The 26,607-nt window shown below is 67.7% G+C and carries 20 protein-coding genes, 1 other RNA gene and 1 pseudogene; 16 read left to right on the plus strand and 6 right to left on the minus strand.

Annotation, left to right across the window (positions count from 1 at the left end; all coding sequences use genetic code 11):
- The first annotated feature begins 308 nt into the window (after window positions 1-308).
- Window positions 309-3,500, plus strand: a complete 3,192-nt coding sequence (locus tag CCR98_RS03260; protein WP_087921519.1) for an autotransporter outer membrane beta-barrel domain-containing protein — start codon at window positions 309-311, stop codon at window positions 3,498-3,500.
- A 250-nt stretch (window positions 3,501-3,750) separates the two neighbouring features.
- Window positions 3,751-5,718, plus strand: coding sequence for an acyltransferase family protein (locus CCR98_RS03270; protein WP_087921521.1), 1,968 nt, complete (start codon window positions 3,751-3,753; stop codon window positions 5,716-5,718).
- 219 nt (window positions 5,719-5,937) lie between these two features.
- On the opposite strand, the gene CCR98_RS03275 is transcribed toward CCR98_RS03270, so the two are convergent.
- The 4 genes from CCR98_RS03275 to CCR98_RS03290 form a co-directional block, all read right to left on the minus strand.
- Window positions 5,938-7,323, minus strand: coding sequence for an FAD-linked oxidase C-terminal domain-containing protein (locus CCR98_RS03275; RefSeq protein ID WP_087921522.1), 1,386 nt, complete (start codon window positions 7,321-7,323; stop codon window positions 5,938-5,940).
- Entirely contained in the window at window positions 7,320-7,928 is a 609-nt protein-coding gene (locus tag CCR98_RS03280) for a metal-dependent hydrolase (protein WP_087921523.1), read from the minus strand. Before CCR98_RS03280 ends, CCR98_RS03275 begins: the two co-directional genes overlap by 4 nt.
- A 110-nt stretch (window positions 7,929-8,038) precedes the next feature.
- Complete coding sequence (locus CCR98_RS03285) at window positions 8,039-8,434, minus strand: YraN family protein (protein ID WP_087921524.1); 396 nt, start codon at window positions 8,432-8,434, stop codon at window positions 8,039-8,041.
- A complete protein-coding gene (locus CCR98_RS03290) occupies window positions 8,397-10,118 on the minus strand; it encodes a penicillin-binding protein activator (RefSeq protein ID WP_087921525.1) in 1,722 nt (573 codons plus the stop codon). The genes CCR98_RS03285 and CCR98_RS03290 overlap by 38 nt, the downstream gene beginning before the upstream one ends.
- An 81-nt stretch (window positions 10,119-10,199) precedes the next feature.
- Here CCR98_RS03290 and rsmI point away from each other — a divergent pair, with 81 nt between their 5' ends.
- Complete coding sequence (rsmI, locus tag CCR98_RS03295) at window positions 10,200-11,018, plus strand: 16S rRNA (cytidine(1402)-2'-O)-methyltransferase (protein ID WP_087921526.1); 819 nt, start codon at window positions 10,200-10,202, stop codon at window positions 11,016-11,018.
- A gap of 155 nt (window positions 11,019-11,173) precedes the next feature.
- An RNA gene (gene rnpB, locus CCR98_RS03300) (RNase P RNA component class A) lies at window positions 11,174-11,525 on the plus strand.
- Between the two features lie 120 nt (window positions 11,526-11,645).
- Here rnpB and CCR98_RS03305 read toward each other — a convergent pair.
- Window positions 11,646-12,125 carry a DM13 domain-containing protein gene (locus tag CCR98_RS03305; RefSeq protein WP_005415283.1) on the minus strand — a complete coding sequence of 160 codons (480 nt, stop codon included), beginning with the start codon at window positions 12,123-12,125 and terminating at the stop codon, window positions 11,646-11,648.
- A gap of 359 nt (window positions 12,126-12,484) precedes the next feature.
- Window positions 12,485-13,237, minus strand: coding sequence for an NRDE family protein (locus tag CCR98_RS03310; protein WP_087921527.1), 753 nt, complete (start codon window positions 13,235-13,237; stop codon window positions 12,485-12,487).
- A 324-nt stretch (window positions 13,238-13,561) separates the two neighbouring features.
- Here CCR98_RS03310 and mraZ point away from each other — a divergent pair, with 324 nt between their 5' ends.
- The 12 genes and pseudogenes from mraZ to CCR98_RS03370 all read left to right on the plus strand — a co-directional run.
- Window positions 13,562-14,008: a division/cell wall cluster transcriptional repressor MraZ gene (mraZ, locus tag CCR98_RS03315; protein ID WP_004143635.1), complete on the plus strand. Its 447-nt coding sequence runs from the start codon at window positions 13,562-13,564 to the stop codon at window positions 14,006-14,008.
- Between the two features lie 14 nt (window positions 14,009-14,022).
- Entirely contained in the window at window positions 14,023-14,991 is a 969-nt protein-coding gene (rsmH, locus tag CCR98_RS03320) for a 16S rRNA (cytosine(1402)-N(4))-methyltransferase RsmH (protein WP_049468237.1), read from the plus strand.
- Window positions 14,988-15,251 (plus strand): cell division protein FtsL, encoded by a 264-nt coding sequence (gene ftsL, locus CCR98_RS03325; protein ID WP_087921528.1) that lies wholly within the window; start codon window positions 14,988-14,990, stop codon window positions 15,249-15,251. The genes rsmH and ftsL overlap by 4 nt, the downstream gene beginning before the upstream one ends.
- Window positions 15,248-17,092, plus strand: a complete 1,845-nt coding sequence (locus tag CCR98_RS03330) for a penicillin-binding protein 2 (protein WP_087921529.1) — start codon at window positions 15,248-15,250, stop codon at window positions 17,090-17,092. The genes ftsL and CCR98_RS03330 overlap by 4 nt, the downstream gene beginning before the upstream one ends.
- Window positions 17,089-18,597 (plus strand): UDP-N-acetylmuramoyl-L-alanyl-D-glutamate--2,6-diaminopimelate ligase, encoded by a 1,509-nt coding sequence (locus CCR98_RS03335; RefSeq protein ID WP_087921530.1) that lies wholly within the window; start codon window positions 17,089-17,091, stop codon window positions 18,595-18,597. Before CCR98_RS03330 ends, CCR98_RS03335 begins: the two co-directional genes overlap by 4 nt.
- Window positions 18,594-19,988, plus strand: a complete 1,395-nt coding sequence (murF, locus tag CCR98_RS03340; protein ID WP_087921531.1) for a UDP-N-acetylmuramoyl-tripeptide--D-alanyl-D-alanine ligase — start codon at window positions 18,594-18,596, stop codon at window positions 19,986-19,988. The genes CCR98_RS03335 and murF overlap by 4 nt, the downstream gene beginning before the upstream one ends.
- Window positions 19,978-21,063 (plus strand): phospho-N-acetylmuramoyl-pentapeptide-transferase, encoded by a 1,086-nt coding sequence (gene mraY / locus CCR98_RS03345; RefSeq protein WP_010481929.1) that lies wholly within the window; start codon window positions 19,978-19,980, stop codon window positions 21,061-21,063. Before murF ends, mraY begins: the two co-directional genes overlap by 11 nt.
- A gap of 1 nt (window position 21,064) precedes the next feature.
- On the plus strand, window positions 21,065-22,390 hold the full coding sequence (gene ftsW, locus CCR98_RS03350; RefSeq protein ID WP_087921532.1) for a putative lipid II flippase FtsW: 1,326 nt from the start codon (window positions 21,065-21,067) through the stop codon (window positions 22,388-22,390).
- The gene (gene murG / locus CCR98_RS03355) at window positions 22,387-23,475 is read left to right on the plus strand and encodes an undecaprenyldiphospho-muramoylpentapeptide beta-N-acetylglucosaminyltransferase (protein ID WP_087921533.1); all 1,089 of its coding nucleotides are present in this window, start codon (window positions 22,387-22,389) and stop codon (window positions 23,473-23,475) included. Before ftsW ends, murG begins: the two co-directional genes overlap by 4 nt.
- A 40-nt stretch (window positions 23,476-23,515) precedes the next feature.
- A complete protein-coding gene (murC, locus tag CCR98_RS03360; RefSeq protein WP_087921534.1) occupies window positions 23,516-24,952 on the plus strand; it encodes a UDP-N-acetylmuramate--L-alanine ligase in 1,437 nt (478 codons plus the stop codon).
- On the plus strand, window positions 24,949-25,911 hold the full coding sequence (locus tag CCR98_RS03365) for a D-alanine--D-alanine ligase (protein WP_087921535.1): 963 nt from the start codon (window positions 24,949-24,951) through the stop codon (window positions 25,909-25,911). Before murC ends, CCR98_RS03365 begins: the two co-directional genes overlap by 4 nt.
- Window positions 25,908-26,582 (plus strand): annotated as a pseudogene (locus CCR98_RS03370) (cell division protein FtsQ/DivIB); the annotation flags it as partial. The gene CCR98_RS03365 and the pseudogene CCR98_RS03370, both read left to right, overlap by 4 nt.
- Window positions 26,583-26,607: the final 25 nt, after the last annotated feature.

The raw sequence follows: 26,607 nt of genomic DNA on the forward strand, positions 1-26,607 counted from the left end.
GGTGACGTATACGCCAGGGAGCGGTGAACGCGGGGTGATCAAAGAGGCTTCTACGAAATGATGTGTCTCAATTGGCCTGCAGTCTCCCTCGCAGCCCTCATCCGTCCCATGCAAATAGTTGCAAAGCTCGCTTAGCCCGGCATGCGGTTCATGCGCTGGTTACAACTGCGACCCCAGGTCGCACCTCTCCTGCAAGAGATTCGATATCCGCCCGGAAAACGCGTGTGGAACATGTGTCTCGGATTTTAAGGAGACCTGTCGTGCACCCATTGTTCCCCCCTCGTCGCGCGCTGCCTGTCGCGCTGGCGATGCTTCTTTGCTCGCCCCTTCCTGTGCACGCCCAGCAGGTCGTTGCGGATGGTGACGACCAGACGCCGGCTGCAGGTGACTACCAGACCAGCGAACCGGTAGAGCCTGGCAATCCCGCCGGCTACGCCTTCCATGCACTCAACGGTGGCACGATCGTGCCTGCGGGCGAGGTGAATCTGCGCACCGAGGGCATGCGCGCCGCAGCTGTGCGCGTGGAGGGAGCCAGCAGCCTCGTTGCATTGACCGGTGGCAGCATCATCACCACCGGCTACGGTGCTGCCGGTGTTTCGATTGCCGGTGGCGGCGCCGCAACGTTGACCGGTACGCGTATTGAAACCGAGGGACAGGCCAGCGTCGGCATCGGCGTTGAAGGTGGAACGTTGGAGGCCAGCAATGTCCACATCATTACCCGCAGCGGGCTGGGGCACGGGGTGTCGGTGCGCGGCGGCGATGTGCAGCTTCGCGACAGCGTGGTCGAGACGCACAACAGTGCCAGTGGCCTGGTCGTCAGCGATGGCAGTGCGCTGGTCGAGCAGGTGCGGTTTGAACAGAACACCTCCGGCAGCGCGGTGACGCTGGAGTATGGCGGCAACGCGCGGGCGACCCTGCGCGATGTGCAGATCAATGGAACCGGTGCCGGTGCATCGGGCATTTCCAGTGGCCTGGGCAGCCAGCTGCTGCTGGAGAATGTGGACATCAACCTGGTCCACGAGCGCGCAGGTTCGGGTCTGTCTGTGGCCGGCGATGTGGAGTTCCGTGGTGGGCGTATCCATACGGCGGGTGCCAACGCAAGCGTCATCAGCTTCGCCACCAGCGGTGGTGGATCGCTGCTGCTGGACGACGTGGTAATGGATGGAACCTGGGGTATTGGTCTTCGCAAAGGATCGTATCTGGACATGCGCAACAGCCAGCTCGAGGCCGAGAAGAGCGGTATCGATCTTGGTCTTGCGGATGGTGAGGCCGGGGTCGAGAACTCAAGCATCACCGTGCGCAATGGCGTGGGCGTGTCGGTGCAGGGGAACAGCAAGGCGACTGTGCACGCGTCAGCGATCACTACCGGTGGCGACCACAATCCCGCCGTCGCCGTGTACCAGGGTGACGCCACACTGAGCGAGACCCGGCTGCATACCACGGGCATGAATGCCCATGCGCTGCATACTTTTGGAAACGACATCACCACGCCGGCCATCTCAGCTTGGAACGTCGATGTTCTGACCGAGGGTGAGAGTGCTTATGGTGCCACCGCGCGCAAAGGTGGCAGCGTCCACCTGGTAGGCAGCGTCCTGCGCACGCAAGGGCAGAAAGCCCACGGTGTGCTGGCAGATGGACGGGGCGAGTTGACCCTGGCAAATACTCACGTGATCACTGAGGGTGAAGGTGCCTGGGCAGCGGCGATCGTTGAAGGTGGCAGACTGCAGATCAACGGGGGAAGCCTGGTCAGCGAGAAGCATGGCGGGATCTGGCTGCGCAGCAGTCGTGATCCGGGCCTGACCTTGTCCAACGGCGCGCTGGTATCGGGTGGCAATGGCATCGCGCTGGCGCTGGATGCGGCGGTGGCCGGGCGTTTCGACGTGCTGCTGGAGGGGCACTCGCAGATGGTGGGTGACATCGTCATCACCCCGGAAGACGAGGACGCGGGATTGCTGCCGCAGTCGGACGTGCATGTGCGCCTGGCGGATGGGTCGCTGTGGCAGGGTTCGTCGGATCTGGTGCAGACGATGGCCATTGAAGGCGGCAGCCAATGGACGCTGACCGGCGACGCCCGCGTGGGTGAGCTGCAGGTGCTCAACAGCGGCGTGGCGCTGTCCGATGGCAGTGGCCGCTTCAACACGCTCACCGTGGATGGTGACCTGCACAGCGAGGGGGCGACGTTCCTGTTCGAGGGCGCGCTCGGGGGCGATGACAGCGCCATGGATCGCCTGCACGTGCGCGGTGATACCTCCGGTGATGCGCTGGTGGCGGTGAAGAACATCGGTGGCGTGGGCGCGCCGACGGTGGATGGCATCCAACTGATCGAAATCGAAGGTGCGTCGCTGGCCAGCTACGCGCTGGTGGGCCGCGCGGTGGGGGGGGCGTACGAGTACTTCCTGTTCCAGGGCGGGTTGGCCGATCCCACCGATGGCAACTGGTATCTGCGTTCGCAGTGGTTCGATCGCTGTGCGGAGGATCCGGCGGCCCCTGGCTGTGCGGTCAATCCGGGCCCGGGCCCAGACCCGGGTGAAGGTGGCGAAGGCGGCCCGCTTGATCCAGGGAATCCGGTCATGCCGCCGCCGGTGCTGCGCCCGGAGGTAGGTGCTTATCTCGCCAACCAGTCGGCCGCGGTCAACATGTTCTCCCATCGTTTGAATGATCGAGGCGGGCTGGCAATGCGGGGTGGCGAGCGCCAAGCCTGGGCGCGTGTGGGCCGCAGCAATGCCGACTTCAATGCCGTGGGTGGTCAGCTGTCGGTGGATGGCAATACGTCGCTGCTGCAGATCGGCAGCGATGTGCTTCGGTCGGGCAATGCTGCGTTCGGTGTGATGCTCGGCAGTGGCCGCACCGATAGCAGCGTGGTGTCCGGGCTGACCGGTTACAGCGCCAAGGGCCGCGTGCGTGGTAGCGCCGTGGGTGTATACGGCACCTGGTTGCAGGATGGCGATGGCACGCAGGGTGCGTACATTGATGCGAACCTGCAGCATGGCCGGTTCGACAGCCGCGTGCAGGGCATCGGCCTGGCGCCGGAGCACTACGATTCGCGGATGGCCAGTGCGTCGCTTGAGACCGGCTACACCTTCAACGCGTGGCAGGGCGCCGCCAGCGCGCTGTATGTGCAGCCGCAGCTGCAGCTGTCGTATGTCGATTTCCGCGCCGACCGCCACCTGGAGAGCAACGGCACGGTGATCGACCAGGCCGACGCGGGTGGCCTGAGCGGTCGTGTGGGCGTGCGTGTGTTCGGCCATGGCACTGCGGCCGGCAACACCGTGCAGCCATACCTGGGCGTGAACTGGCTGCGTGGTAGTGGCACCAATACGTTGCAGTTCAACAGTGACACGCTGGGTGCGGACGTGCCGCGCAACCGCTATGAAGTGCAGGCCGGTGCCGAGGTGAAGCTGGGCCAGCGCTGGGGCGCGTGGGGTGGCATGAGCGCGCAGCGCGGTGACCACGGCTACCGCAACGTGGGTGGCCAGCTGGGCCTGCGCATGGCCTGGTAACAAGCGATGGGGATGCGGAAGCGCCGGGTCATGCCCGGCGCTTCCTTGTAGAGTCGAGCCATGCTCGACTTACCGCGCGCAGCGCGGCTTTCTTGCGATCTGAACGAATCGCAGCCGAGCATGGCTCGGCTCTACAACTGCGGCGAGCAGGGACCGGACCTGAACGATGTCTATGTCTGTCGCGATTGTCCATTGAATGACTGCGCCAACGCTGGCGATGCTGCCGGATCGCTTGTAGCCGGTCGCCTGCATGTCTCCTCCCGAACGCTCCCACAACGCCGCCATCGATGGCCTGCGCGCACTGGCGGTATTGGCCGTCATCCTCTTCCACACCAATGCGACATGGCTGCCCGGTGGCTTCACCGGCGTCGACCTGTTCTTCGTGGTGTCCGGCTTCGTGATCAGCCAGTCGCTGGCCTCGCGCACCCATGCGTCGCTGGGCGCCCTGCTGCTCGACTTCTATCGTCGCCGCGTGCTGCGCCTGTTGCCGGCATTGCTGGTGATGTTGATGGCCACCTTCGTGCTGTCGGCGCTGTTCATTCCCCGCGCGTGGCGCAACGAGCAGTTCGACCAGACCGGCTGGGCCGCGCTGGTCGGCTTCAGCAACATCGTGCTGGCCGGCCAGCAGGACGACTACTTCTCGCCCGGCGCGGAACTCAACCCGTTCCTGCACACGTGGACGCTGGGCGTGGAGGAACAGTTCTATCTGGTCTTCCCGCTGCTGTTCTTCGTCTGGCTGCGTGGGCGTGAGCGCTGGCCGTGGTCGCGTTGGCTGTTGCCGGTGCTCACCGTGCTGTCACTGGCGTGGGCGGCCTGGCAGGCAAAGACGGCGCCGGCGGCGGCGTTCTATCTTTTGCCCGCTCGGTTCTGGGAGTTGGCTGCAGGCGCACTGCTGTACCAGTGGATGCGTACGCGCGTGCCCGCCCAGCGGGGGGACGCGGTTGCAGGTGCCGGCCTGGTGCTGCTGGTCGCAGGCGTAGTAATCGCCCCCCAGCTGGCGATGCCGGTGCCGGGCGTACTGGCCACCGTGGCCGGCACGCTGTTGCTGTTGGCAAGCGTGTCGTCGCCGGGCACATCGCCCATCGGCCGCGCGTTGGGGTGCACGCCGCTGGCGTATCTGGGCCGGCTATCCTATTCGTTGTACCTGTGGCACTGGCCGTTGCTGGTGCTGCTGCGCTGGACCTACGGCCTGCACGGCGCCGCGCTGTGGCTGTATCCGTTACTGCTGCTGGCGGTATCCGCCGCGTCCTACCACTTCATCGAACGCCCGCTGCGCAGCGCTGCGCCGCTGCTGCGCCTGGCACCGGCCAAGGTGCTGGCGATGGCGCTGCCGGTGGTGGCGCTGTGCGGTGCGGGTGCATGGGCCACGGTGGAGTACCACGAGCAGATCTCGCTCAGCGTTACCCGCGACGGCTATGCATGGCAGGCGCGTCGCTTCCCGGCGTGGCGCCCGCTGGAGCCGGTGAGTGCACCAGCATTGGAGGGGCGGCGCCTGTTTGTGGTGGGCGATTCGCATGCGGCGGCCTACCGCACGCTGACCAGCATGGTGGCGCGGCAGACCGGCATGGAGGTGCGCCAGCAGGATCGCGGCGGCTGCAGCTTCGTCAACCTGCTGCGGGCCAGCCCGGCTAATTGCCAGGGCTTCATCGAAGACGCGCTGTCGACCATCGAGAGCGAGGCACGCCCAGGTGACATTGTGCTGCTGGCGGCACTGCGCATGCCGGAGCTGCGTGGGTTCGATTGGCAGCAGCAGGATGCAGAGCAGATCTATCAACAACTACTGGCCGAGCGTACGCCGGCCCATGCGCAGGCGGCGGGCGATGAGGCCGATCGTGTTCTTGGGCGTTTGCAGAAGCTGGGTGTACACGTGGTGGTGGATGCACCGCTGCCGTTGTTCAAGGCCGGAGCCTATCGCTGCTCGGACTGGTTCAACCGCCGCAACCCGGCGTGTGCCGGCGGTCTTAGCATGCCGCGTGCGGAGCTGGAAATGCTGCGCGTGCCGCAGATGGCACTGCTGGCAGAGCTGGCTGCGCGCTATCCCGCGTTGACGGTGTGGGACCCGTTGCCGCTACTGTGCGGGCCGCAGACCTGTTCGGCGGTGGAAGAGGGTGAACCGCTGTTCTTCGACAACGATCACCTGAGCGGGCATGGCAACCGTGTGCTGTTGCCCAGCTTCCGGCAGACGCTGATAGATATCGCGAGCGACAAGCCGGTGTAGAGCCGAGCCCACGCTCGGCTTGGCGCGTGCAGCGCAGGCTTCATCGCGATCGGCTCGAAGCGCAGCCGAGCATGGCTCGGCTCTACAGGAGCGCGAAGGTGAACGAAATGTTGTTGTAGAGCCGAGCCCATGCTCGGCTTGGCGCGCGCAGCGCAGGCTTCATTGCGATCGGCTCGAAGCGCAGCCGAGCATGGCTCGGCTCTACAGGTAGTCGCGCGCCTATGCTGGTGGCAGCACCTTGCCCGGGTTGAGGATGCCGTCCGGGTCCAGTGCGGCCTTGATCGCGCGCATCGTCGCCAGCGTTTCCGCAGTGAACGCCTGCGCCATGAAATCGCGCTTGGCCAGGCCAATGCCGTGTTCGCCGGACAGCGTGCCACCCAACGCCAGCGTCAGTTCGAAGATCTTCGGCAGCGCGGCATGCGCGCGTGCGTTCTCGTCGGCATCGTCGGGGTGGTAGAGGATGTTGACGTGCAGGTTGCCGTTACCGGCATGGCCGAAGGTGACGATGGTCAGCGTGTAGTCGCGTGCCAGCGCCTGTACGCCGGCTACCAGTTCCGGAATGCGCGACACCGGCACCACCACGTCTTCGTTGATCTTGCCCGGCGCAACGCTGCGCAGCGCGGGCGAAAGCGCCTTGCGCGCCGCCCACAGCTGGTCACGCGCGCGCCCTTCCATCGCGACGTCCAGTTCGATCATGCCGTCACCCTCGGCGGCGCTGGCCAGTGCCTGCAGCAGGTACGGCAGGGTGTCGTGGTCACCATCGGCCTCGACCAGCAGCATCGCACCGGCCTCGGGTACGTCGGCACCGTTGAGGCGCAGCAGCTCCAGGCTGCGTGCGTCCATGAACTCCAGGCGGGTCGGCACTACCGGCTGCGACATCAATCGCGATACCGCCGCGGCGGCGGCATCGGCATCGAGGTACAGCACGCGCAGGCCGGCCTGGCTGACCGGCAACGGCGTCAGCTTCAAGGTAGCTTCCACGATCAGTGCCAGCGTGCCTTCGCTGCCCACCAGCAGATGCGTGAGATCGTAGCCGGTCGCGTCCTTGGTGTAGGCGCCACCGCAGCGGATCACGTCGCCGGTGCCGGTCACCGCCACCAGGCCCAGTACGTTGTCGCGGCTGGTGCCGTACTTCACCGCGCGCGGACCGCCCGCATTGCAGGCGAGGTTGCCACCGATGCTGCAGATCTCGGCGCTGGAAGGGTCCGGTGCCCAGAACAGGCCATGCGGGGCCAGTGCCTGCTGCAGGGTGCCGTTGAGCACGCCCGGCTGCACCACCGCGCAGCGGTCGCCAGCTCGGATTTCGACGATGCGGTCCATGCGGGTGAACGACAGCACGATACTGCCGGGCAGCGGCACCGCCGCGCCGGTGGTGCCTGTGCCGGCACCACGCGCGACCAACGCCACGCCATGCGCGCGGCAGGCGCGCACCAATGCCTGCACCTGTTCGATGTCGGCCGGCAGCGCCACCGCCGCCGGACGCTGGCGGCGCCATGAATTGTCCTGCGCGTTGGCCTCCAGCGCGCTGTCATCCATGAGCCAGCCCTCCGCGCCCAGCAGGGCGGACAGTTCGGCAACCAGTGCAGCAGGCAGGGCAGGACTCATGACGGATCTCGTGGGGTAACAGGAGCGGGTTGGATCAGTTTCCAGGCGACGACGGCGGTAGCCAGCGGCAGCCACACCCAGCGCAGTTCAGAGAGCAGGGTCGCCACGCCGCGTGCGCTGAAGAACTGCGGCGCGAACGGAGAAACGCGGATGGGTCGCCACGGTGCGAAGAAGCGCTGTTCGCTCCACGGCCAGGCCAGCGCGACGCCGAGGCCGCCGGAGGTCATCGCATCGAGCAGCGGGTGGCTGGCGGCACAGACGAAGACGAATACCGCCGCTTGTACGGTCGATGCCACCGTTGGCCCTGCCTTGGTAGGCGCCAACCTTGGTTGGCGCAGAACCGCCGACCAAGGTCGGCCACTACCAAGGAACGCCAACACCGCGGCCACCGCCGCCAGCACGCAGGCAAACAGCAACGAATGGCTGGCACCGCGGTGGCCGAACGCATCGGCATAGGGAATGTGCAGGGCAAAGGCCAGCACATCGGCATCGGGCAGCATCGCCGCGATCACGCCGGCCGCCAGCAGGCGCGGCGGGATGCGGCCACGATCTGCGGCGCACCACAGCGCCAGCGGCACGGCGGCATGGGTGATGATCGAAGGCATCAGTCATGGACCATGGTAGTGCCGGCCAGGCTGCGCTCTGGTAGGTGCCAACCTTGGTTGGCACAGAAGCGCCGACCAAGGTCGGCCTCTACCAGAGCGGACGGAAACCATCAGCAATCATCCAGCCGGAATGCATCGCGCAGCCAGTTCAACTTCGGCGGTTCACCCGTGGCTTCCACCACATCAAAGCGACAAGGCGCGTCTGCCAGCGCAGGATTGTCCTGCAGGTATAACAACGCGGCATACGCCAGGCGCCGGCATTTGCGCGCATCCACCGATGCGGCGCCGCCACCGAAATCGGAGCGTGCGCGATAGCGCACTTCCACGAACACCACGGTGCCGGCATCGTCCATCACCAGGTCCAGTTCACCGCCGCGATAACGCACGTTGCGCGCGCGCGGTTGCAGTCCGGCCTGTTGCAGATGCTGCTCGGCGGCGGCTTCCACCGCCGAGCCGCGTTGGCTGCGCTCAGCGACCACCGACGATCGGCATCGGCCGGCCGCCATTGAAGGTCGACCATGCCGGCTGGCGCAGGATGTTGCCGTTGCTGTCCAGGAACAGGGTGCCGGTGGCACCGTCCAGGCCGCCTTCGTTGGACAGCTTGTCCAGATAGGCGGTGATCTTCCAGGCGTCGGCACCGAAGGCGAACAGGCGGCCGGCCGCACCGCGTGCGCTCGGCAGGGTGCTGGCCACCTGGCTGGCCGAGGGCAGGCCGGACACGCTGCGCACGTTCCAGGCTTCGTTCGGGTAAACGATGCCGTCCAGGGCCACGTCTTCTTCCACCTTGCCGCTGCCGACGGTCAGCTGCGAGGTGCCGACGCGGGTGGCGCCGCCGGCACCGGCCAGCGCCAGCTGCGGCGCCAGCAGGCGGGCCTGCGGCGCACGCACGGCAAGGAACACCGCATCGACCTGGCCGGCATTGCGCACCTGCGCGCCGACATCGCCCACGGCATCGCTGACGTTGAAGGTAGCCACGACCTGGCCGCCACGCTGGGCAAAACGCTGTGCGAAGGCAGCGGCGGAACGGCGGCCGGTGTCGTCGTTGCTGCTGATCACCAGTGCGCGGTTGCGCTCGCGTCCACGCAGGTACTCGGCGGCGACGATGCCGTCGTCTTCCGGCGCCAGCGAGAAACCGGCGCTGCCGGCCGGCGGTGCGTCCTTGCCGCGGTTCAGGGCCAGCACCGGCACCTGCAGCTGCTGGCGGCCGTAAACGGCGTCCACTTCGTCGCGGCCCAGCGGCCCCACCACGAAGTCGGCGCCGGAGGCGACGGCCTTGTCGTAGGCGGCGAGGGCACCGGCCGCGGTGCCGGCGGTGTCGAAGAAATTGATGTCCGGGCGGCGACGGCTTTCACCGTAGTAGGCGCTCAACAGTCCATCGCGCACCGGCTGTGCGGCGGTGGCCAGGCGGCCGCTGAGCGGCAGCAGCACGGCCAGCTTGGCCGGCGGCCGGTAGCCGTCGCTCATCGCCGGCGGGCGCTTGCTGGTGTCGAACTGGGCCGCGCCATCGCGGTCGAACGGGCGCGGCAGCGGCAGGCCGCGCGCGATCAGCGCACGACCGGCGAAGTTGTACAGCGGGTCGTTGGCCGGCAGCGCGGCGGCACGGCTGCGCAGGGTGGCGTCGTCGAGGGTGCCGAGCAGGCCGGCAATGGCGGCCTGGTTCTCGCTGCGTGCGCTGCCGGTCAGGCTGGCATGGGCACGGGCGCGCTCGGTGGCGGCGCCGAAGGCATCGCCGGTGCCCTGCAGGGCCTGGGCGCGGGCCAGCAGCCAGCGGGTGCGCAGGCCGACCGCAACGCTATCGGCGTGATCCTTCAGCAGGGCCAGCGCCTGCGCCGGCTGCTTGTCGGCCAGGGCCAGCTCGGCACCGGTCAGCTGGTAGCGCTGCAGGCTGGCGCCGGACAGCTGGCGTGCGGTGAGCTGGCCCAGCAGGCTGCGCGCGCGGGCACTGTCGCCGGCCAGGTGCCAGGCCCAGGCCGCGTCGGCCAGTGCGTTGCTGCGCGCGCCGCCGCGCAGGGTGGCGGCCAGGCCTTCCAGCTGCAGGGCGGCGTCGCGCGGCTTGCCCTGTTCGATCAGCGCCAGCGCCTGGCTCTGGGCCGGCGAATCGGGCGTACTGGTCAGGCTGGTGGTGGCACAACCGGCCAGCAACATCAGCGACAACGACAGGGCGGAGATCCGTGCGGCGGGCTTGTTCATGATCGGGTCCATGCGATGAGGGCAGCGGCCTTGGCCGGGTACACGCTACGATTCTACCCTTGCCCCGTGAGTACCGCTGAAATGAGTGTCCCAACCCTGTACGTCGTCGCCACCCCGATCGGCAACCTGGCCGATCTGAGCCCGCGCGCGCAGGAGGTGCTGCGTTCGGTGGCGGCCATCTGTGCCGAGGACACCCGTCGCAGCGGCCAGCTGCTGTCCCATTTCGGTATCCAGCAGCCGCTGGTGGCCCTGCACGAACACAATGAAGAGGCCCTGGCGCAGCGCCTGGTTGCGCGCCTGCAGGCCGGCGAGTCGCTGGCACTGGTCAGCGATGCGGGCACCCCGCTGGTCAGCGATCCCGGTTTCCGCCTGGTGCGCGCCGCGCGTGCGGCGGGCATCAAGGTCAGCCCGGTTCCCGGTGCCTGCGCCGCCATCGCCGCGCTGAGCGTCGCCGGCCTGCCCAGCGACCGTTTCAGTTTCGAGGGTTTCCTGCCGGCCAAGGCCAGCGGCCGCCGCGACCGGCTGCAGGCGCTGGCTGGCGAAGTGCGCACGATGGTGTTCTACGAATCCTCGCATCGCATTGCCGAATCGCTGGCCGACATGGCGGCGATCTTCGGTGGCGAACGCCCGGCGGTGCTCGCCCGCGAGCTGACCAAGCTGTTCGAGACCGTGCTCGATGGCGACCTGGCCGGCTTGCTGACCAGGGTCGAGGCCGATGACAACCAGCGCAAGGGCGAGTTCGTGGTGATGGTGCAGGGCGCGGGTGATGACGAAGAAGCGCAGCTGGCGCATGGCCGGCGTGTGTACGCCAAACTGAGCGAGCACCTCCCGCCGTCGACCGCCGCCAAGCTGGCCGCCGAGTTGACCGGCGCGCCGCGCAAGGCGTTGTACGGCAGTTGATGGATCGTGCGGACCAAGGTCCGCACCCACCAGAGCGGAATCCGCACCCACCAGAGCAGTGGAACCGGTAGATCCACGCCATGCGTGGATGGATGGACCGGATGCCGCGATCAGCACGGCAGGAAAGGCGTGCGTACGCTAGAATACGCGCTGGCGGAGCCGGCCAGACAGTCGCGTCATCCCTTCGGGGGTGCCGAGGAAAGTCCGGGCTCCATAGGGCAAGGTGCCAGGTAACGCCTGGGCGGCGCAAGCCGACGGAAAGTGCAACAGAAAGATACCGCCTACGTCTTCTTCGGAAGGCCGGTAAGGGTGAAATGGTGCGGTAAGAGCGCACCGCGAGTCTGGCAACAGACCGGCACGGCAAACCCCACCTGGAGCAAGACCAAATAGGGATCCTTTGGCGCGGCCCGCGTTGGATCCGGGTAGGTTGCTTGAGCGTTGCGGTGACGTAACGCCTAGAGGAATGACTGTCCACGACAGAACCCGGCTTATCGGCCGGCTCCGCCTCTTTCTTCTATATGTATATGCGTGGTCCGCGCATCGGTGGCGCCGGCCGCTGGCCGGCAGCTTCGTGATTGCGGGGTCGGATCCCTTTCCTCCGGAAACGGATCCGACCCCATGTCCTGATCAGCCCGGCGTGCGGTACTGCCCGGCGGAGATGAACTGCGAGAAGCGCTCGCACCACACCACCACGGTGGTGTAGTCGTCCACGTCCACGTTCGCGGGGACCTCGACCAGGAAGCGGTTGAAGGTCTTCACCTCGCCGATGCGCTGGGCCTGCGCCTTGATCTTCAGGAAGTCGGCCTTGTTGTCGACGAAATCGCGGACCAGATAGACCTTGTAATCCGGGCCCGGTCCCATCTTTCCGTCGAAGGCGACCTGGGTGGCGCTGACGCTGACCTTGCCTTCGGCCCAGTGCACCGCGTCGCTGCCTTTGAGGTCGCGGCGGAAGGTGGTGCGGTAGGTGGCGTCTTTCATGGCGGCCTGCACCTGCGCGACCGGCGGGTCATCGGGGGCGATCAGGATCGGCAGCAGATAGACGCCCAGGCCGAAGCCCAGGCCGAGAGTGAGCAGGTGGGTGGCGAGCAGGATGAGGATGCGACGCATGGGGCCTCCTTGGGGGTTGCGGTCGATTGCGCGGCGCGGTGCCGGGCGCGACCACCCTGGGAGGTCAGGGGCGACAGTTATAGACACAGTGCCGATTGCGAAAAGGGCACAGTCGGCTGGCTGGAGGGCCGGAGCCCCTGTGGCGCGGGCGGATCGCGGTGGTGGTTGGAAGCTGAATGACGTTTCGCGCCCGTTGCGATGACGACTGCCGTCGTGTGGATCGCGACAACGCGATGCCCGGGGGGGGGCGGTTAATGGCCGGCAGCTTCATGGCGCATCCGAAGATCCAGAGGCTGCCGGCCAGCGGCCGGCACTACCCCGCTGACAAGAGAATCCGGCCAGCGGCAGGCACGACCCGGTCAGAAAATGACGTGGCTCTGCCCGCCGGGTGCACCCTGCGGGCCGAAGCGGCGTTCGTGGATCTGGCCGTGGCCGTCGGTGTCGATCAGCAGCACGGTGCTGGCGCGGGTGCCGTAGTCGTCGCCGCGGATGAAGGCCGGGCTCAGCCAGCGCTCGCGTTCCAGGCCAATGCCGGTGTCGGGCAGGTCGCTGTCGGCAGGGCGGTGTTCGTTGGCCAGGGCGGCCCAGAGCGGGGCCAGCCCGTCGTCGCCGGACTGCAGCCACGCCGACAGCGCGGCCATCAACCGCCGGGTCTTCGGCCAGGGCGCGTCCAGTGCGCCGTTGGACATGCCGTGCACGCCCGGGCCGAGGGTCTGCCGTTCGGCGGGGTGATTGCCCAGGTACTCCAGGCTGTCGCCATCGGCCAGCAACAGATTGAACGGGGCGTAGGCGCCAGCCACGGTCGCCAATCGGTCGATATGCACGGCGGCCGGGTCGCGGCCGCGCAGGAAGTCGGCCACCAGCGCGCCCCGCGACGGGCCGGTCTGGGCAGCCAGCGGGTCGCGGACATTGGTGACCACCGCCATCCGGCCCGAGGCGCCGACCCCGGCCCAGCCACCGCCGGAGCGCAGGTCGCGCCCACCGATGACGGACGTCTCATCCTGCCAGCGGGCCAGCGCGGCCGTTGGGCGGGCGTGGAACTCATCACGGTTGCCGGTCATCACCAGCCGCCAGCGCGGATGGTGCATCCAGCCAAGAGCGAGCAGGCACATGGGCTCATTGTGCACGGTTTGCGCAGTCTGGCGCCGCTTCCGGCTCGTTCCGGATGAATGCGCGGTCGATGTTTCACGCCCCGTCCACGCCCCTGAACTTCCGTTCAATCTCAAAAATTGAGACGGATCAGCAACTTGTGGATAAGCCTTGAACAATTCTCTAAAGGTTGTTGCAAGCCATTGATGCGGCTGGCGATTTCCCTGCTGAAAAGTTGTTGACAACCCTCGGCCCGCTGCTAAGGTGGGCATCAGAGGGAAATCCGGGTGTTTTGTGGGTTTTCGTGGTTCAATGTTTCACCGGGCGAAGGACAAGGTGCAGGCGTCGTGTTCCAGGGCGAGACGGCCATCACAGTTGACGACAAAGGGCGCATGGCGGTTCCCACCGCTTACCGCGACCTCGTCGCGCGCGCCAGCAACAACCGTCTCGTGCTGACCTACAACCCGTTCGAAGCTGGCTGCCTGTGGCTGTACGCAGAGTCGGAATGGGAGCGGGTCCGCGACGATGTGATGTCCAAGCCCAACACCCAGCGCGTCGTGCGCCTGTTGCAGCAGAAGCTGGTCGGCTCGGCCGCCCATCTGGAGCTGGACGGCAACGGTCGCATCAGCATCCCCGCCAGCCACCGCGGTGCGGTGGGCATTGAGAAGAAGGCGGTATTGCTCGGTATGGGCGACAAGTTCGAATTGTGGAGCGAGCAGGCGCATCGGGCCCTGATCCAGCAGACGTTGTCTGACGAGGATCTGGGTGATGGGTTGCTCGACCTGAAGTTGTGAGCCGGGGTGCCCGGATGCGCCCAGAAGCGCAGGCCGGTCACCTTCCGGTGTCGCAGTCGCCGGCGGTGCATCTGCCGGTCCTGTACACCCAGGTCCTTGAAGGCCTGAGGGTGATCGAAAACGGACGTTATCTGGATGGCACGTTCGGTCGTGGCGGTCATGCACGTGGCGTGCTTACCCAGCTCGGTCCCGAGGGGCGCCTGCTGGTCATGGACAAGGATCCGGAAGCCATCGCCGTTGCCGAGCGCGATTTCGCGCCGGACCCGCGCGTGTCCATCTTCCGTGGCAGCTTCGCCCAGCTGCTGCAGTGGGATGCGACGGCTGAAGGCCTGGACGGCGTGCTGTTCGACCTCGGCGTGTCCTCGCCGCAGCTGGATGTGGCCGAACGTGGCTTCAGCTTCGGCAAGGACGGCCCGCTGGACATGCGCATGGATCCGGACAGTGGTGAAAGTGCCGCGCAGTGGATCAACCGCGTTGAAGAGCGCGAGATCGCCGATGTGCTGTGGACCTACGGCGAAGAGCGGCAGAGCCGGCGCATCGCCCGCGCCATCGTGGCCCGCCGCGAGAAGCAGCCGTTCTCGCGTACCGCCGAGCTGGCCGAGCTGATCGCCTCGGTGATGCCGCGCGGCAAGGACAAGATCCACCCGGCCACGCGCAGCTTCCAGGCCATCCGCATCCACATCAACCGCGAGCTGGCCGATCTGGAAGCCGGTCTTGATGCGGCGGTGGAACGGCTCAAGCCCGGTGGCCGCCTGGCGGTGATCAGCTTCCATTCGCTGGAAGACCGCATCGTCAAGCAGTACATGAACCGCCTGGCCAAGGCGCCGCCGGCCAACCGCCGCCTGCCCGAAGCCGTTGCGTTCGTGCCGACCTTGGACCTGATCGGGGGCGCCATCAAGGCCACCGACGAGGAGCTGGCGGCCAACCCGCGTGCCCGCAGCGCCGTGCTGCGCGTGGCCCAGAAGCGGGAGGCCGATGCATGAGCCGGCTGCTGCTGATCATCCTGTTGGCCTCGACCGTGGCCTCGGCGATCGGCGTCGTGTTCGTGCGTCACCGTCATCGGCAGACGTTCATCGAGCTGTCGCGCGCTGAGCGCACGCGCGATGACATCAATCTGGAATTCGGCCGCCTGCAGCTGGAGCAGGCGACCCTGGCCGAAGCCAACCGCGTGGACCGCATCGCCCGCGAGAAGCTGGGCATGAAGTTCCCCGAGGCCGCCGACATCGTCGTGGTGCGCCCATGAGCAAGGCCGGTCGCAACCGCCCGCGCAACGCCTTCAACCTGCGCCAGCGCCTGCGCTGGGTGGCGTTGGCGCTCGGCCTGTGCTCGGTGTCGCTGGTGGGGCGTGCGGCATACGTGCAGATCATCAACAGCGATTTCTACCAGCGCCAGGGCGAGGCCCGCTACCTGCGCGAGCTGCCGATCAAGACCTCGCGCGGCATGATCACCGACCGCAACGGCGAGCCGCTGGCGGTGTCCACGCCGGTCGCCTCGATCTGGGTCAACCCGCAGGACCTGCTGCGTTCGCCCGAGCGCATCCCGGAGCTGGCCCAGGCGGTCGGCATGTCGGTGGATGAGCTGAGCAGCCGCCTGTCGCAGAAGTCGGACAAGGAATTCATGTACCTGCGCCGCCGGATCAATCCGGACGAGGCAGAGAAGGTGGTCGCGCTGAAGATCCCGGGCGTGGCCGCGCAGCGCGAGTTCCGCCGCTTCTACCCGCAGGGTGAGGCGATGGCGCACGTGCTGGGCTTCACCAACATCGACGACCGCGGACAGGAAGGCCTGGAGCTGGCGTTCGACGAGTGGCTGCGCGGCAAGGCCGGTGCCAAGCGGGTGATCCGCAACCGCAAGGGCGAGACGGTCGAGAGCGATCTGCTGCGCGCCGCCGAGCCGGGCAAGGACCTGACCCTCAGCATCGACCGCCGCATCCAGTACCTGGCGTTCAAGGAACTGCGCAACGCGCTGGTGGCCAACAAGGCAGCCGGCGGTTCGATGGTGATCATGGACGTGACCACCGGCGAGATCCTGGCCATGGTCAACCTGCCGACCTACAACCCGAATTCGCTGACCGGCGCGCTCCCCGATACGCGCCGCAACCGCGCGGTGACCGACCTGGTCGAGCCGGGTTCGACGATGAAGCCGCTGACCATCGCCACCGCGCTGCAGGCCGGTGCGGTGACCAAGGACACCATCATCGACACCAACCCGGGCTACATGACCCTGGGCCGCTTCACCATCCGCGACGTGCCACGCAACAACGGCGTGCTGAACGTGACCGGCGTGATCACCCGCAGCTCGAACGTGGGTGCAGCCAAGGTCGCGGCCAAGATGCCGGACCAGACCTTCTATGACGGCGTGCGCCGCTTCGGCTATGGCTCGGCGCCGCACAGCGGTTTCCCGGGTGAATCGGCGGGTGTGGTGATGCGCCCGGCACGCTGGTCGGGCACCACCAAGACCACGATGTCCTATGGCTACGGCCTGTCGGTCACGCCGCTGCAGATCGCCACGGCGTACTCGGCGCTGGCCAACGGCGGCAAGTTGATCGCGCCGACCTTCGTCAAGGGCCAGCGCAATGAAGGCCAGCAGATCATCGACGAGAACGTCGCCCGGCAGGTGGTGGCGATGATGGAAACGGTGGTCACCCAGGGCGGCGCCAAGCAGGCGGCGGTGCTGGGTTACCGCGTGGCCGGCAAGACCGGTACCGCGCGCAAGGCCGGCCCGGGCGGCTATGAGCGCGGCCATTACAACGCGCTGTTCGCTGGCGTGGTGCCGGCCACCAACCCGCGTTTCGCCACCGTCATCGTCATCAACGACCCGCAGGCCGGCAAGTTCTACGGTGGCCTGGTGTCGGCGCCGGTCTACCACAACGTGATGGAAGGCACCCTGCGCCTGATGGACGTGCCGCTGGACGACCTGCAGTCGTGGCTGGCCGCACAGCAGTCGGGCAAGGTCGGCCATTCGGCGTCGATCCTGCCGGCGCCGCCGGCCGAAACCGCGCTGCCGGTCGATGCCGCTGCCGAATTCGATGCTGCGCTGCCGAGCGCGCAAGCCCAGACGCCGCCCGCTACGGGAGGCACGCAATGAGTCCTTCGATGTTGCTTTCGCAGTTGCTCCCGGATGTGGCCCTGGCGGGCCACGATCCCGTTCTGACCGGCCTGGTGCTGGACAGCCGCGCCGTGCGCCCAGGCAATGCCTTCGTCGCCATCGCCGGTTTCGGCGCGCATGGCCTGGGCTTTGTCGAGCAGGCCCGTGCGGCCGGCGCCAGCGCCATCCTGTTCGAGCCGCCGGCACCGGCCGACCTGCCGGCACCGGGCGATGCGATCGCCGTGCCGGGCCTGCGCGCACGCATGGGTGCGATGGCCGACCAGTTCCATGGCGCGCCGTCGCGGGCGATGGCGATGGTGGGCGTCACCGGCACCAACGGCAAGACCTCCACCGTGCAGCTGCTGGCCCAGGCCTGGCACCTGCTCGGAACGCCCAGTGGCAGTATCGGCACCTTGGGCGCCGGACTTTATGGTTCGGTCGAGCCGACCGGCTTCACCACGCCGCTGGTGCTGCAGATGCATGCGCTGCTGGCGCAGCTGCGCGATGCCGGTGCGCGCGCGGTGGCGATGGAAGTCAGCTCGCACGCGCTGGACCAGGGCCGCGTGGATGCCGTGCACTACGACGTGGCGGTGTTCACCAACCTCACCCGCGACCATCTGGATTACCACGGCGACATGGCCAGCTATGGCGCGGCCAAGGCGCGGCTGTTCCATCGCCCGGGCCTGAAGGCGGCGGTGATCAATCTTGACGACGCGTTCGGTCGCCAGCTGTTCGCTGGCTTGCCGGCCGGCGTGCAGCCGATCGGCCTGAGCTCGCGCGATGCCAGCGACGCCAGCGTGCGCGCCGAGGCGCTGCAGCTGGACGGCCGTGGCATCGCCTTCGAACTGGTCATCGATGGCCAGCGCGCAGCGGTGCAGTCGCCGCTGCTGGGCCGCTTCAACGTGGACAACCTGCTGGCCGTGGCCGGCACCCTGCACGCGCAGGGCCAGCCGCTGCCGCGCATCGCCGAAGTGCTGTCGGCACTGCAGCCGATCCGTGGCCGCATGAACCGCCTGGGGGGTGAAGACGGCCTGCCGACCGTGGTGGTCGACTACGCGCACACCCCGGACGCGCTGGAACAGGCGCTGGACAGCCTGCATGGCCACCTGCACGGCGCGCTGTTCTGCGTGTTCGGCTGCGGTGGCGAGCGCGATACCGGCAAGCGCCCGCAGATGGCGGCGATCGCCGAGCGCCTTGCCAACCAGGTCATCGTCACCGACGACAACCCGCGTGGCGAGGATGGCGACGTGATCGTGGCCGACATCCTGGCCGGCTTCCAGAACGCCGATGCCGTGACCGTGCAGCGCAGCCGCGCGCGTGCAATCGGCCTGGCGGTGAAGCGTGCCGGCGCCGGCGACATCATCCTGATCGCCGGCAAGGGCCACGAACCGTACCAGGAAGTGAATGGCGTTCGCCATGACTTCGACGACACCGAAGTGGCCGCTGCCGCACTGGCTGCCAAGGCCGGTGTCCTGGCTGCGCAGGCCGGGGAGGGCATCGCATGAAGCGCACCCTGCTTTCGCTGATCGCGCACTGGGCCGGCGGCGAGATCCATGGCGATGATCTGGCCATCGATGCGGTCAGCAATGACACCCGTAACCTGGGCCCGGGCAGCCTGTATGTGGCGCTGCGCGGCGAGCGTTTCGACGGCCATGACTTCGCCGCCGACGCGCAGGCGCGCGGTGCCAGCGCGCTGCTGGTCGAGCGCCTGCTGCCGATCGAACTGCCGCAGGTGCTGGTGGCCGACAGCGAACTGGCGCTGGCGAAGATCGCCACCGGCATGCAGCGCGACCGCGATACCGAGGTGTTCGCGATCACCGGCAGCAATGGCAAGACCAGCGTGAAGAGCCTGCTGCTGTCGATCCTGCAGCAGGTGGCCCAGCACGCGCACAAGGTGGTCTACGCCAACCCAGGCAACCGCAACAACGAGATCGGCCTGCCGCTGGCGGTGATCGATGCCCCGGAAGATGCCGATTACGCCGTCTACGAGATGGGCGCCGGCAAGCCGGGCGACATCGCCTACCTGACCGACATCGCCCGCCCGCGCTATGCACTGGTCAACAATATCGCTCCGGCGCACCTGGAACGCATGGGCAGCCTGCTCGGCGTGGCAGTGACCAAGGGTGCGATCTATGCCGCGCTGCCGGCCGATGGCGTGGCGGTGATCAACGCCGACGACGCCTATGGCCGCTGGTTCGAACAGCATTTCATCAGCACCCCGGCGCGCTGCCGCGTGCTGCGTTATGGCCTGGAACACTCGGCGGACGTGAGCGCGCGCGACATCCGCGCCGGTGCGCAGGGCAGCCAGTTCACCCTGGTCACGCCTGCTGGCGAAGCCCGCGTGGTGCTGGGCCTGCCGGGGCGCCACAACGTCAGCAATGCGCTGGCCGCTGCCAGCCTGGCGCTTGCCGCCGGTATCGACCTGGCGCTGATCGCGGCCGGCCTGGCCGAAGCGCAGCCGGTGCCGGGTCGCCAGATTGCCCATCAGCTGCGCAACGGCGCGGTGCTGGTGGACGACAGCTACAACGCCAACCCGGGTTCGCTGGCGGCCGCCATCGATGCCCTGGCCGCCGCCCCGGAAGAGGGCTGGCTGGTGCTGGGCGACATGCGTGAGCTGGGCCCGGACGCCGAGGCGCTGCATGCGCAGGCCGGTCTCCGCGCACGCGCCGCTGGCCTCAAGCGCCTGTATGCGCTGGGCCCGCTCAGCGCCGCGGCCGCAACCGCCTTCGGTGACGGTGGTCGCCATTTCGCTACCCATGGTGCGCTGTCACAGGCGCTGCAGGACGAGTTGCACGCTGGTGTGCGCTGCCTGGTCAAGGGTTCCCGTGGCAGTGCCATGGACCTGATCGTCAAAGCGCTGCTGGCGCAAGGAGAGGAATCCCCGCATGTTGTATGAACTGGCTCGATGGTTGCAGCAGTTGGAGAGCCTGTTCGGGCTGTTCAACTACCAGACGTTCCGCGCCATCCTTGCCGCGCTGACGGCCCTGTTCCTGTCGCTGTGGCTCGGCCCGGCGATGATCCGCAAGCTTGCCCAGTTCAAGGGCGGCCAGCCGATCCGCAAGGACGGTCCGCAGACCCATTTCTCCAAGGCCGGCACGCCGACCATGGGCGGTTCGCTGATCCTGCTCACCATCACCCTGTCGGTGCTGATGTGGGCCGACCTGCGCAACCGCTACGTATGGCTGGTGCTGGCGGTGATGCTGTGCTTCGGCGCCATCGGCTGGTATGACGACTGGATCAAGATCGTCCGCCGCGACCCGAATGGCCTGAAGTCGCGCTGGAAGTACCTGCTGCAGTCGATCTTCGGCCTGGCCGCGGGCCTGTTCCTGTTCTACACGGCCGACGTGCCGGCAGCGCTGACCTTCTACATCCCGATGTTCAAGTCGATCGCGCTGCCGCTGGCCGGCATCGGCTTCGTTGCCATCGCCTACTTCTGGATCGTCGGTTTCTCCAACGCGGTGAACCTGACCGACGGCCTGGACGGCCTGGCGATCATGCCGACCGTGCTGGTGGCCTGCGCGCTGGGCGTGTTCGCCTATGCCTCGGGCAACGTGGTGTTCGCCAACTACCTGCAGATTCCGCAGATTCCGGGCGCCGGCGAACTGGTCATCATCTGCGCGGCCATCGCCGGTGCGGGCCTCGGTTTCCTGTGGTTCAACACCTATCCGGCCATGGTCTTCATGGGCGACATCGGCGCGCTGGCGCTGGGTGCGGTGCTGGGCACGATCGCGGTGATCACCCGCCAGGAGCTGGTGCTGGTGATCATGGGCGGCGTGTTCGTCATCGAAACGCTGTCGGTGATGATCCAGGTGGCTTCGTTCAAGCTGACCGGCAAGCGCGTGTTCCGCATGGCGCCGATCCACCACCATTTCGAACTTAAGGGCTGGCCGGAGCCGCGCGTCATCGTGCGCTTCTGGATCATCTCCGTCGTGCTCGTGCTGATCGGCCTGGCCACGTTGAAGGTGCGCTGAGATGAACGACCTGTCCCGCCAGGCAACACGCCTTGAAGCCATCGAAGGCAGCTACGACAAGTGGCTGCTGGGCGCGATCATCGCGCTCACTGGTGTCGGCGTGGTGATGGTGGCATCCAGCTCGATCGCACTGATGAGCAGCCCGTTCTACTACCTCAACCGCCACCTGATCTTCCTGGCGGTGGGTATCGTGCTGGCGGTCATCGCTGCCCGCACCGAGCTGAAGTCCATCGAGCAGTACAACCAGATGCTGCTGCTGGGCTGCTTCGTGCTGCTGCTGGCGGTGTTCGCGCCGGGCCTGGGCAGCACGGTCAACGGCGCACGCCGCTGGATCAACCTGGGCATTTCCAAGTTCCAGACGGTCGAGGCGGTGAAGGTGCTGTACATCGTCTGGCTGTCCAGCTACCTGGTGCGCTTCCGCGACGAGGTCAATGCGACCTGGCCGGCGATGCTCAAGCCGCTGGGCGTGGCCGGCGCGCTGGTGGTGCTGCTGCTGCTGCAGCCGGACTTCGGTTCTTCGACCCTGCTGCTGGCGATCACCGCCGGCATGCTGGTGCTGGGCGGGGTGAACATGCCGCGCATGTCGATGCCGGTGATCATCGGCCTGGTCGGCATGAGCGCGCTGGCGATCATCGAGCCCTACCGCATGCGCCGCATCACCTCCTTCCTGGACCCGTGGGCCGACCAGCAGGGTGACGGCTACCAGCTGTCCAACGCGCTGATGGCGGTCGGCCGTGGCGAATGGACCGGCGTCGGCCTGGGCAATTCCGTGCAGAAGCTCTACTACCTGCCGGAAGCGCACACCGACTTCATCTTCTCGGTCACCGCCGAGGAATTCGGCTTCCTGGGTACCTGCGTGATCGTGGCGCTGTACGCGCTGCTGGTCGGCCGCACCTTCTGGCTGGGCATGCGCTGCGTGGAAATGAAGCGCCACTTCTCCGGCTACATCGCCTTTGGCATCGGCCTGTGGATCAGCATGCAGACCTTCGTCTCGATCGGCGTGAACCTGGGCATCCTGCCGACCAAGGGCCTGACCCTCCCGCTGATCTCCTCCGGCGGTTCGTCGGTGCTGATGACCTGCGTGGCGATGGGCCTGCTGCTGCGCGTGTCGTATGAACTCAAGCGCGCCGAGCGCCGCCAGGCCGTGCGCATCGGTGGCGCCGAAGACGCCGCTGCCGAGCCGATGGACGAGCCCGCCGCGCCGGTGGCTGCCAGCGTGCCGATGAGCGCCGAGCCGGTCGCATCCGCGTCCGCCGCAGCGAACACCGCACGTGGCACCAGCCGCCTGCAGTCGCGCATCGAACCGACCTTCGGGAGGCTGTCATGAGTGCAGCCATCGAGAGTGGGCGTCCGGTGATGATCCTGGCCGGTGGTACCGGCGGTCACATCTTCCCCGGCCTGGCGGTGGCCCGCGTGCTGCGCGAACGCGGCGTGCCGGTGGCCTGGATGGGCGCCGACGGCGCGATGGAAACCCGCCTGGTGCCGCAGCACGACATCACCATCGACACGCTGGCCATCACCGGCCTGCGTGGCAAGGGCAAGCTGGCCCTGCTGGCTGCACCGTGGCGGCTGATGCGCGCGCTGCGCGCGGCCGGCATGATCATCCGCAAGCGCCAGCCGCGTGCGGTGGTCGCCTTCGGTGGCTTCGCCTCCGGCCCCGGTGGCATGGCCACGCGCCTGCATGGCCTGCCGCTGATCGTGCATGAGCAGAACCGTGCACCGGGCCTGACCAACCGCATCCTGTCGCGCTATGCGCGCCGCCTGCTGACCGGTTTCCCGGGCACCTTCGCCAAGCGCGAGGAATTCGTCGGCAACCCGGTGCGCGCGGAAATCGCTGCCATCGTGCCGCCGGAACAGCGCTTCGCCGGCCGCCAAGGCCCGCTGCGCGTGCTGGTGGTGGGCGGCAGCCAGGGCGCGCGTGCCCTCAATACCGGCGTGCCGCAGGCGATTGCCGCGCTGGGCGCCGACGTGCCGGTGCAGGTGCGCCACCAGAGCGGCGAGAAGATGCATGCCGAAGCGGTCGAGGCTTACGCCAAGGCCGGTGTGCAGGCTGAAATCACCCCGTTCATCGCCGACATGGCCGAGGCCTTTGCCTGGGCCGACCTGGTCGTATGCCGCTCCGGCGCGTCCACGCTGGCCGAGCTGTGCGCGGTCGGTGTCGGCAGCGTGCTGGTGCCATTCCCTGCCGCCGTCGACGATCACCAGACCCGCAATGCGGAGTACCTGGTCGAGCGCGGCGCGGCGGTTTTGCTGAAGCAGGACGGAACGCTGGCCGACGGCATTGCCGCACTGCTGCGCGATCTGTCCGAAAATCCCGCCCGCCGCATGCAGATGGCGCAAGCCGCGCGTGCCCTGGTCAAGGTCGATGCCGCCGAGCGCATCGCCGATATCATTCTCGAGGAAGCTGTATGAAGAAGGCATGCCACCGCGCCTGCCCTGCGCGAGGCCGCGCATGATCCGTCGCCTGCACGACACCAACGACCTGGTGCGCGCGTTCCCGCGCGTGCATTTCGTCGGCATCGGCGGCACCGGCATGAGCGGTATCGCCGAAGTGATGCTGACGCTGGGCTATGAAGTGTCCGGCTCGGACAATGCCGACAACGTGGCGACCCGCCGCCTGGCCAGCCTGGGTGCGCGCATCATGCGCGGCCACTCCGCGGCCAACGTGCTGGGCACCGACTGCGTGGTGGTCTCCAGTGCCATCCGCGAAGACAACCCGGAACTGATGGAAGCGCGCAGCCAGCGCATTCCGATCATGCCGCGTGCGGCGATGCTGGCCGAGCTGATGCGCTTCCGCCGCGGCATCGCGGTGGCCGGTACCCATGGCAAGACCACCACCACCAGCCTGACCGCTGCGGTGCTGAGCGAAGGTGGCCTGGACCCGACGTTCGTGATCGGTGGCCAGCTGCTGGCTGCTGGTGCCAACGCCAAGCTGGGCGGTGGGCAGTGGCTGGTGGCCGAGGCCGATGAAAGCGATGGCAGCTTCCTGCGCCTGAACCCGTTGATGTCGATCATCACCAACATCGATGCGGATCATCTGGAGAACTACGGCAACGATTTCGCCCGTGTGCAGGCGGCGTTCGCCGAGTTCCTGCAGCGCCTGCCGTTCTACGGCCTGGCGGTGCTGTGCATCGACGATCCGGAAGTGGCGGCACTGGCCGCCAAGACCCCGCGCCACGTGATGAGCTACGGCATGAGCCCGCAGGCCGACGTGCGCGCCGAGAACGTGGTGCAGGAAGGCTCGCGCATGCGCTTCACCCTGCGCCTGCCGCAGGGCACCAGCCAGGAAGTGGTGCTGGCGCTGCCGGGCAAGCACAACGTACTCAACGCGCTGGCCGCCGCTGCGGTGGGCTGGCAGCTGGGCGTGGCACCGGACGCGATCGCACGCGCGCTGGAAGGCTTCGCCGGTGTCGGCCGTCGCTTCAACGATCTGGGCGAGGTGACCACCGCCAGCGGTGCCAAGGTCCGCATCATCGATGACTACGGTCATCACCCGAGCGAGCTGGAGGCCGTATTCGCTGCCGCCCGTGGTGGCTGGGCCGACAAGCGCCTGGTGGTGGCCTTCCAGCCGCATCGCTACAGCCGTACCCGCGACCAGTTCGACAAGTTCGCTGCGGTGCTGTCCAGCGTCGATGCACTGGTGCTGAGCGAGGTTTACCCGGCCGGTGAGGAACCGATTGCCGGCGCCGACTCGCATGCGCTGGCCCGTGCCATCCGTGCACGCGGCCGCAGCGAGCCGGTGGTGGTGGGCAAGGCCGCCGAGCTGGCCAGCGTGCTGCCGGACGTGCTGCAGGACGGTGACCTGCTGCTGATGATGGGTGCCGGCGACATCGGCGCGGTGGCCAGCCACATTGCGGTTGAAGGCTTCAAGGCGGAGGGCGAGGCGTGAGCGCGCTGACCTTCCCGCCGCCGCGCGTGACCGACCCGGCCGAGTTCGGCCGCGTCGCCGTGCTGCTGGGCGGCAGTTCCAGCGAACGCGAGGTGTCGCTGGATTCCGGCCGCAACGTGCTCGAGGCCCTGCAGTCGCGCGGCGTCGATGCGTTCGCGGTGGATGGCATTCCGGCGCTGGCCAGCGCGCTCGCCGCCGGTGGCATCGATCGCGTGTTCAACATCCTGCACGGCCACAACGGTGGCGGTGAGGACGGCATCGTGCAGGGCCTGATGGACGCCTTCGGCGTGCCGTACACCGGCTCGAACGTGCTGGGTTCGGCGCTGAGCATGGACAAGATCCGCACCAAGCAGGTGTGGTTGTCGCTGGGCCTGCCGACCCCGCAGTACCGCAAGGTCACCGCCGAGGACGTGCACGCCAATGCCGCCGAACTCGGCCTGCCGGTGGTGGTGAAGCCGGCCAACGAAGGCTCCAGCGTGGGCATCAGCCGGGTCACCGATGACGCCGGCCTGGATGAAGCGGTGGCCCTGGCCGCGCGCTACGACGGCCAACTGCTGATGGAGCAGATGGTGGTCGGCGACGAACTGACCGTGGCCATCCTCGGCGACGTCGCACTGCCGTCGATCCGGATCGTGCCCAAGGGCCAGTGGTACGACTACAACGCCAAGTACATCGCCGAGGACACCCAGTACCTGTGCCCGGGCCTGGACGGTGACGACGAAGAAGAGATCCGCCGCATCGCGCTGGCCGCGTTCCGCGCCGCCGGCTGCCGCGGCTGGGGCCGCGTGGACGTGATGCGCGATCGCGCCAGCGGCCGTTTCTTCCTGCTGGAAGTGAACACCGCGCCGGGCATGACCAGTCATTCGCTGGTGCCCAAGGCGGCCCGCCAGGCCGGTATCGGTTTCGAGGAACTGGTGTGGCGCGTGCTGGAACAGACCCTGGAGGCCTCGCACGCATGAACGCGGTGCTGCGCATCTTCGTCTGGCTGTTGGCGCTGTCGGTGGTTGCACTGCCGGTGGTGGCCGTGGTCAATGGCTGGGTCGGCGCCGAGCGCTGGCCGCTGGCGAAGCTGCGCGTGCATGGTGAGTTCAAGCGGGTGCCGGCCGAACAGCTGCAGCAGGTGCTGCTGCCGTATGCGCGCGCCGGTTTCTTCGCGGTCAAGCTGCAGGACGCGCAGGACGCCCTGGAAAAGCTGCCGTGGGTGGAAAGCGCGCAGGTCCGCAAGCAGTGGCCCGACGTGCTGGAAGTGACCCTGGTCGAGCACAAGCCATTCGCACGCTGGGGCACCGACCGCCTGGTGTCCGAGCAGGGCAAGCTGTTCCCCACGCCGAAGAAACTGTCCGACCTGGCATTGCCCGAACTGGATGGCCCGGACAGCCAGACCGCAGAAGTGATGAAGCTGTACAGCGACTCGCGTGCATTGTTCGCACCGGCCGGCGTCGATGTGCGCCGGGTGACGATGGATGCACGCGGCAGCTGGTCGCTGGTGCTGAGCAACGGCACCGAAGTGGTGGTCGGCCGCGACGACGCGCGCTCGCGCATGCAGCGCTTCGTCAAGGTACTGCCGCAGCTCAATCGCCAGGACGCGCCGATCGAGCGCGCCGACCTCCGTTACACCAATGGTTTCACGCTGAGCTGGGGTACCCCGGCCACGC

Origin of the sequence: Stenotrophomonas sp. WZN-1 (assembly GCF_002192255.1) — a bacterium.
GTDB lineage: Bacteria > Pseudomonadota > Gammaproteobacteria > Xanthomonadales > Xanthomonadaceae > Stenotrophomonas.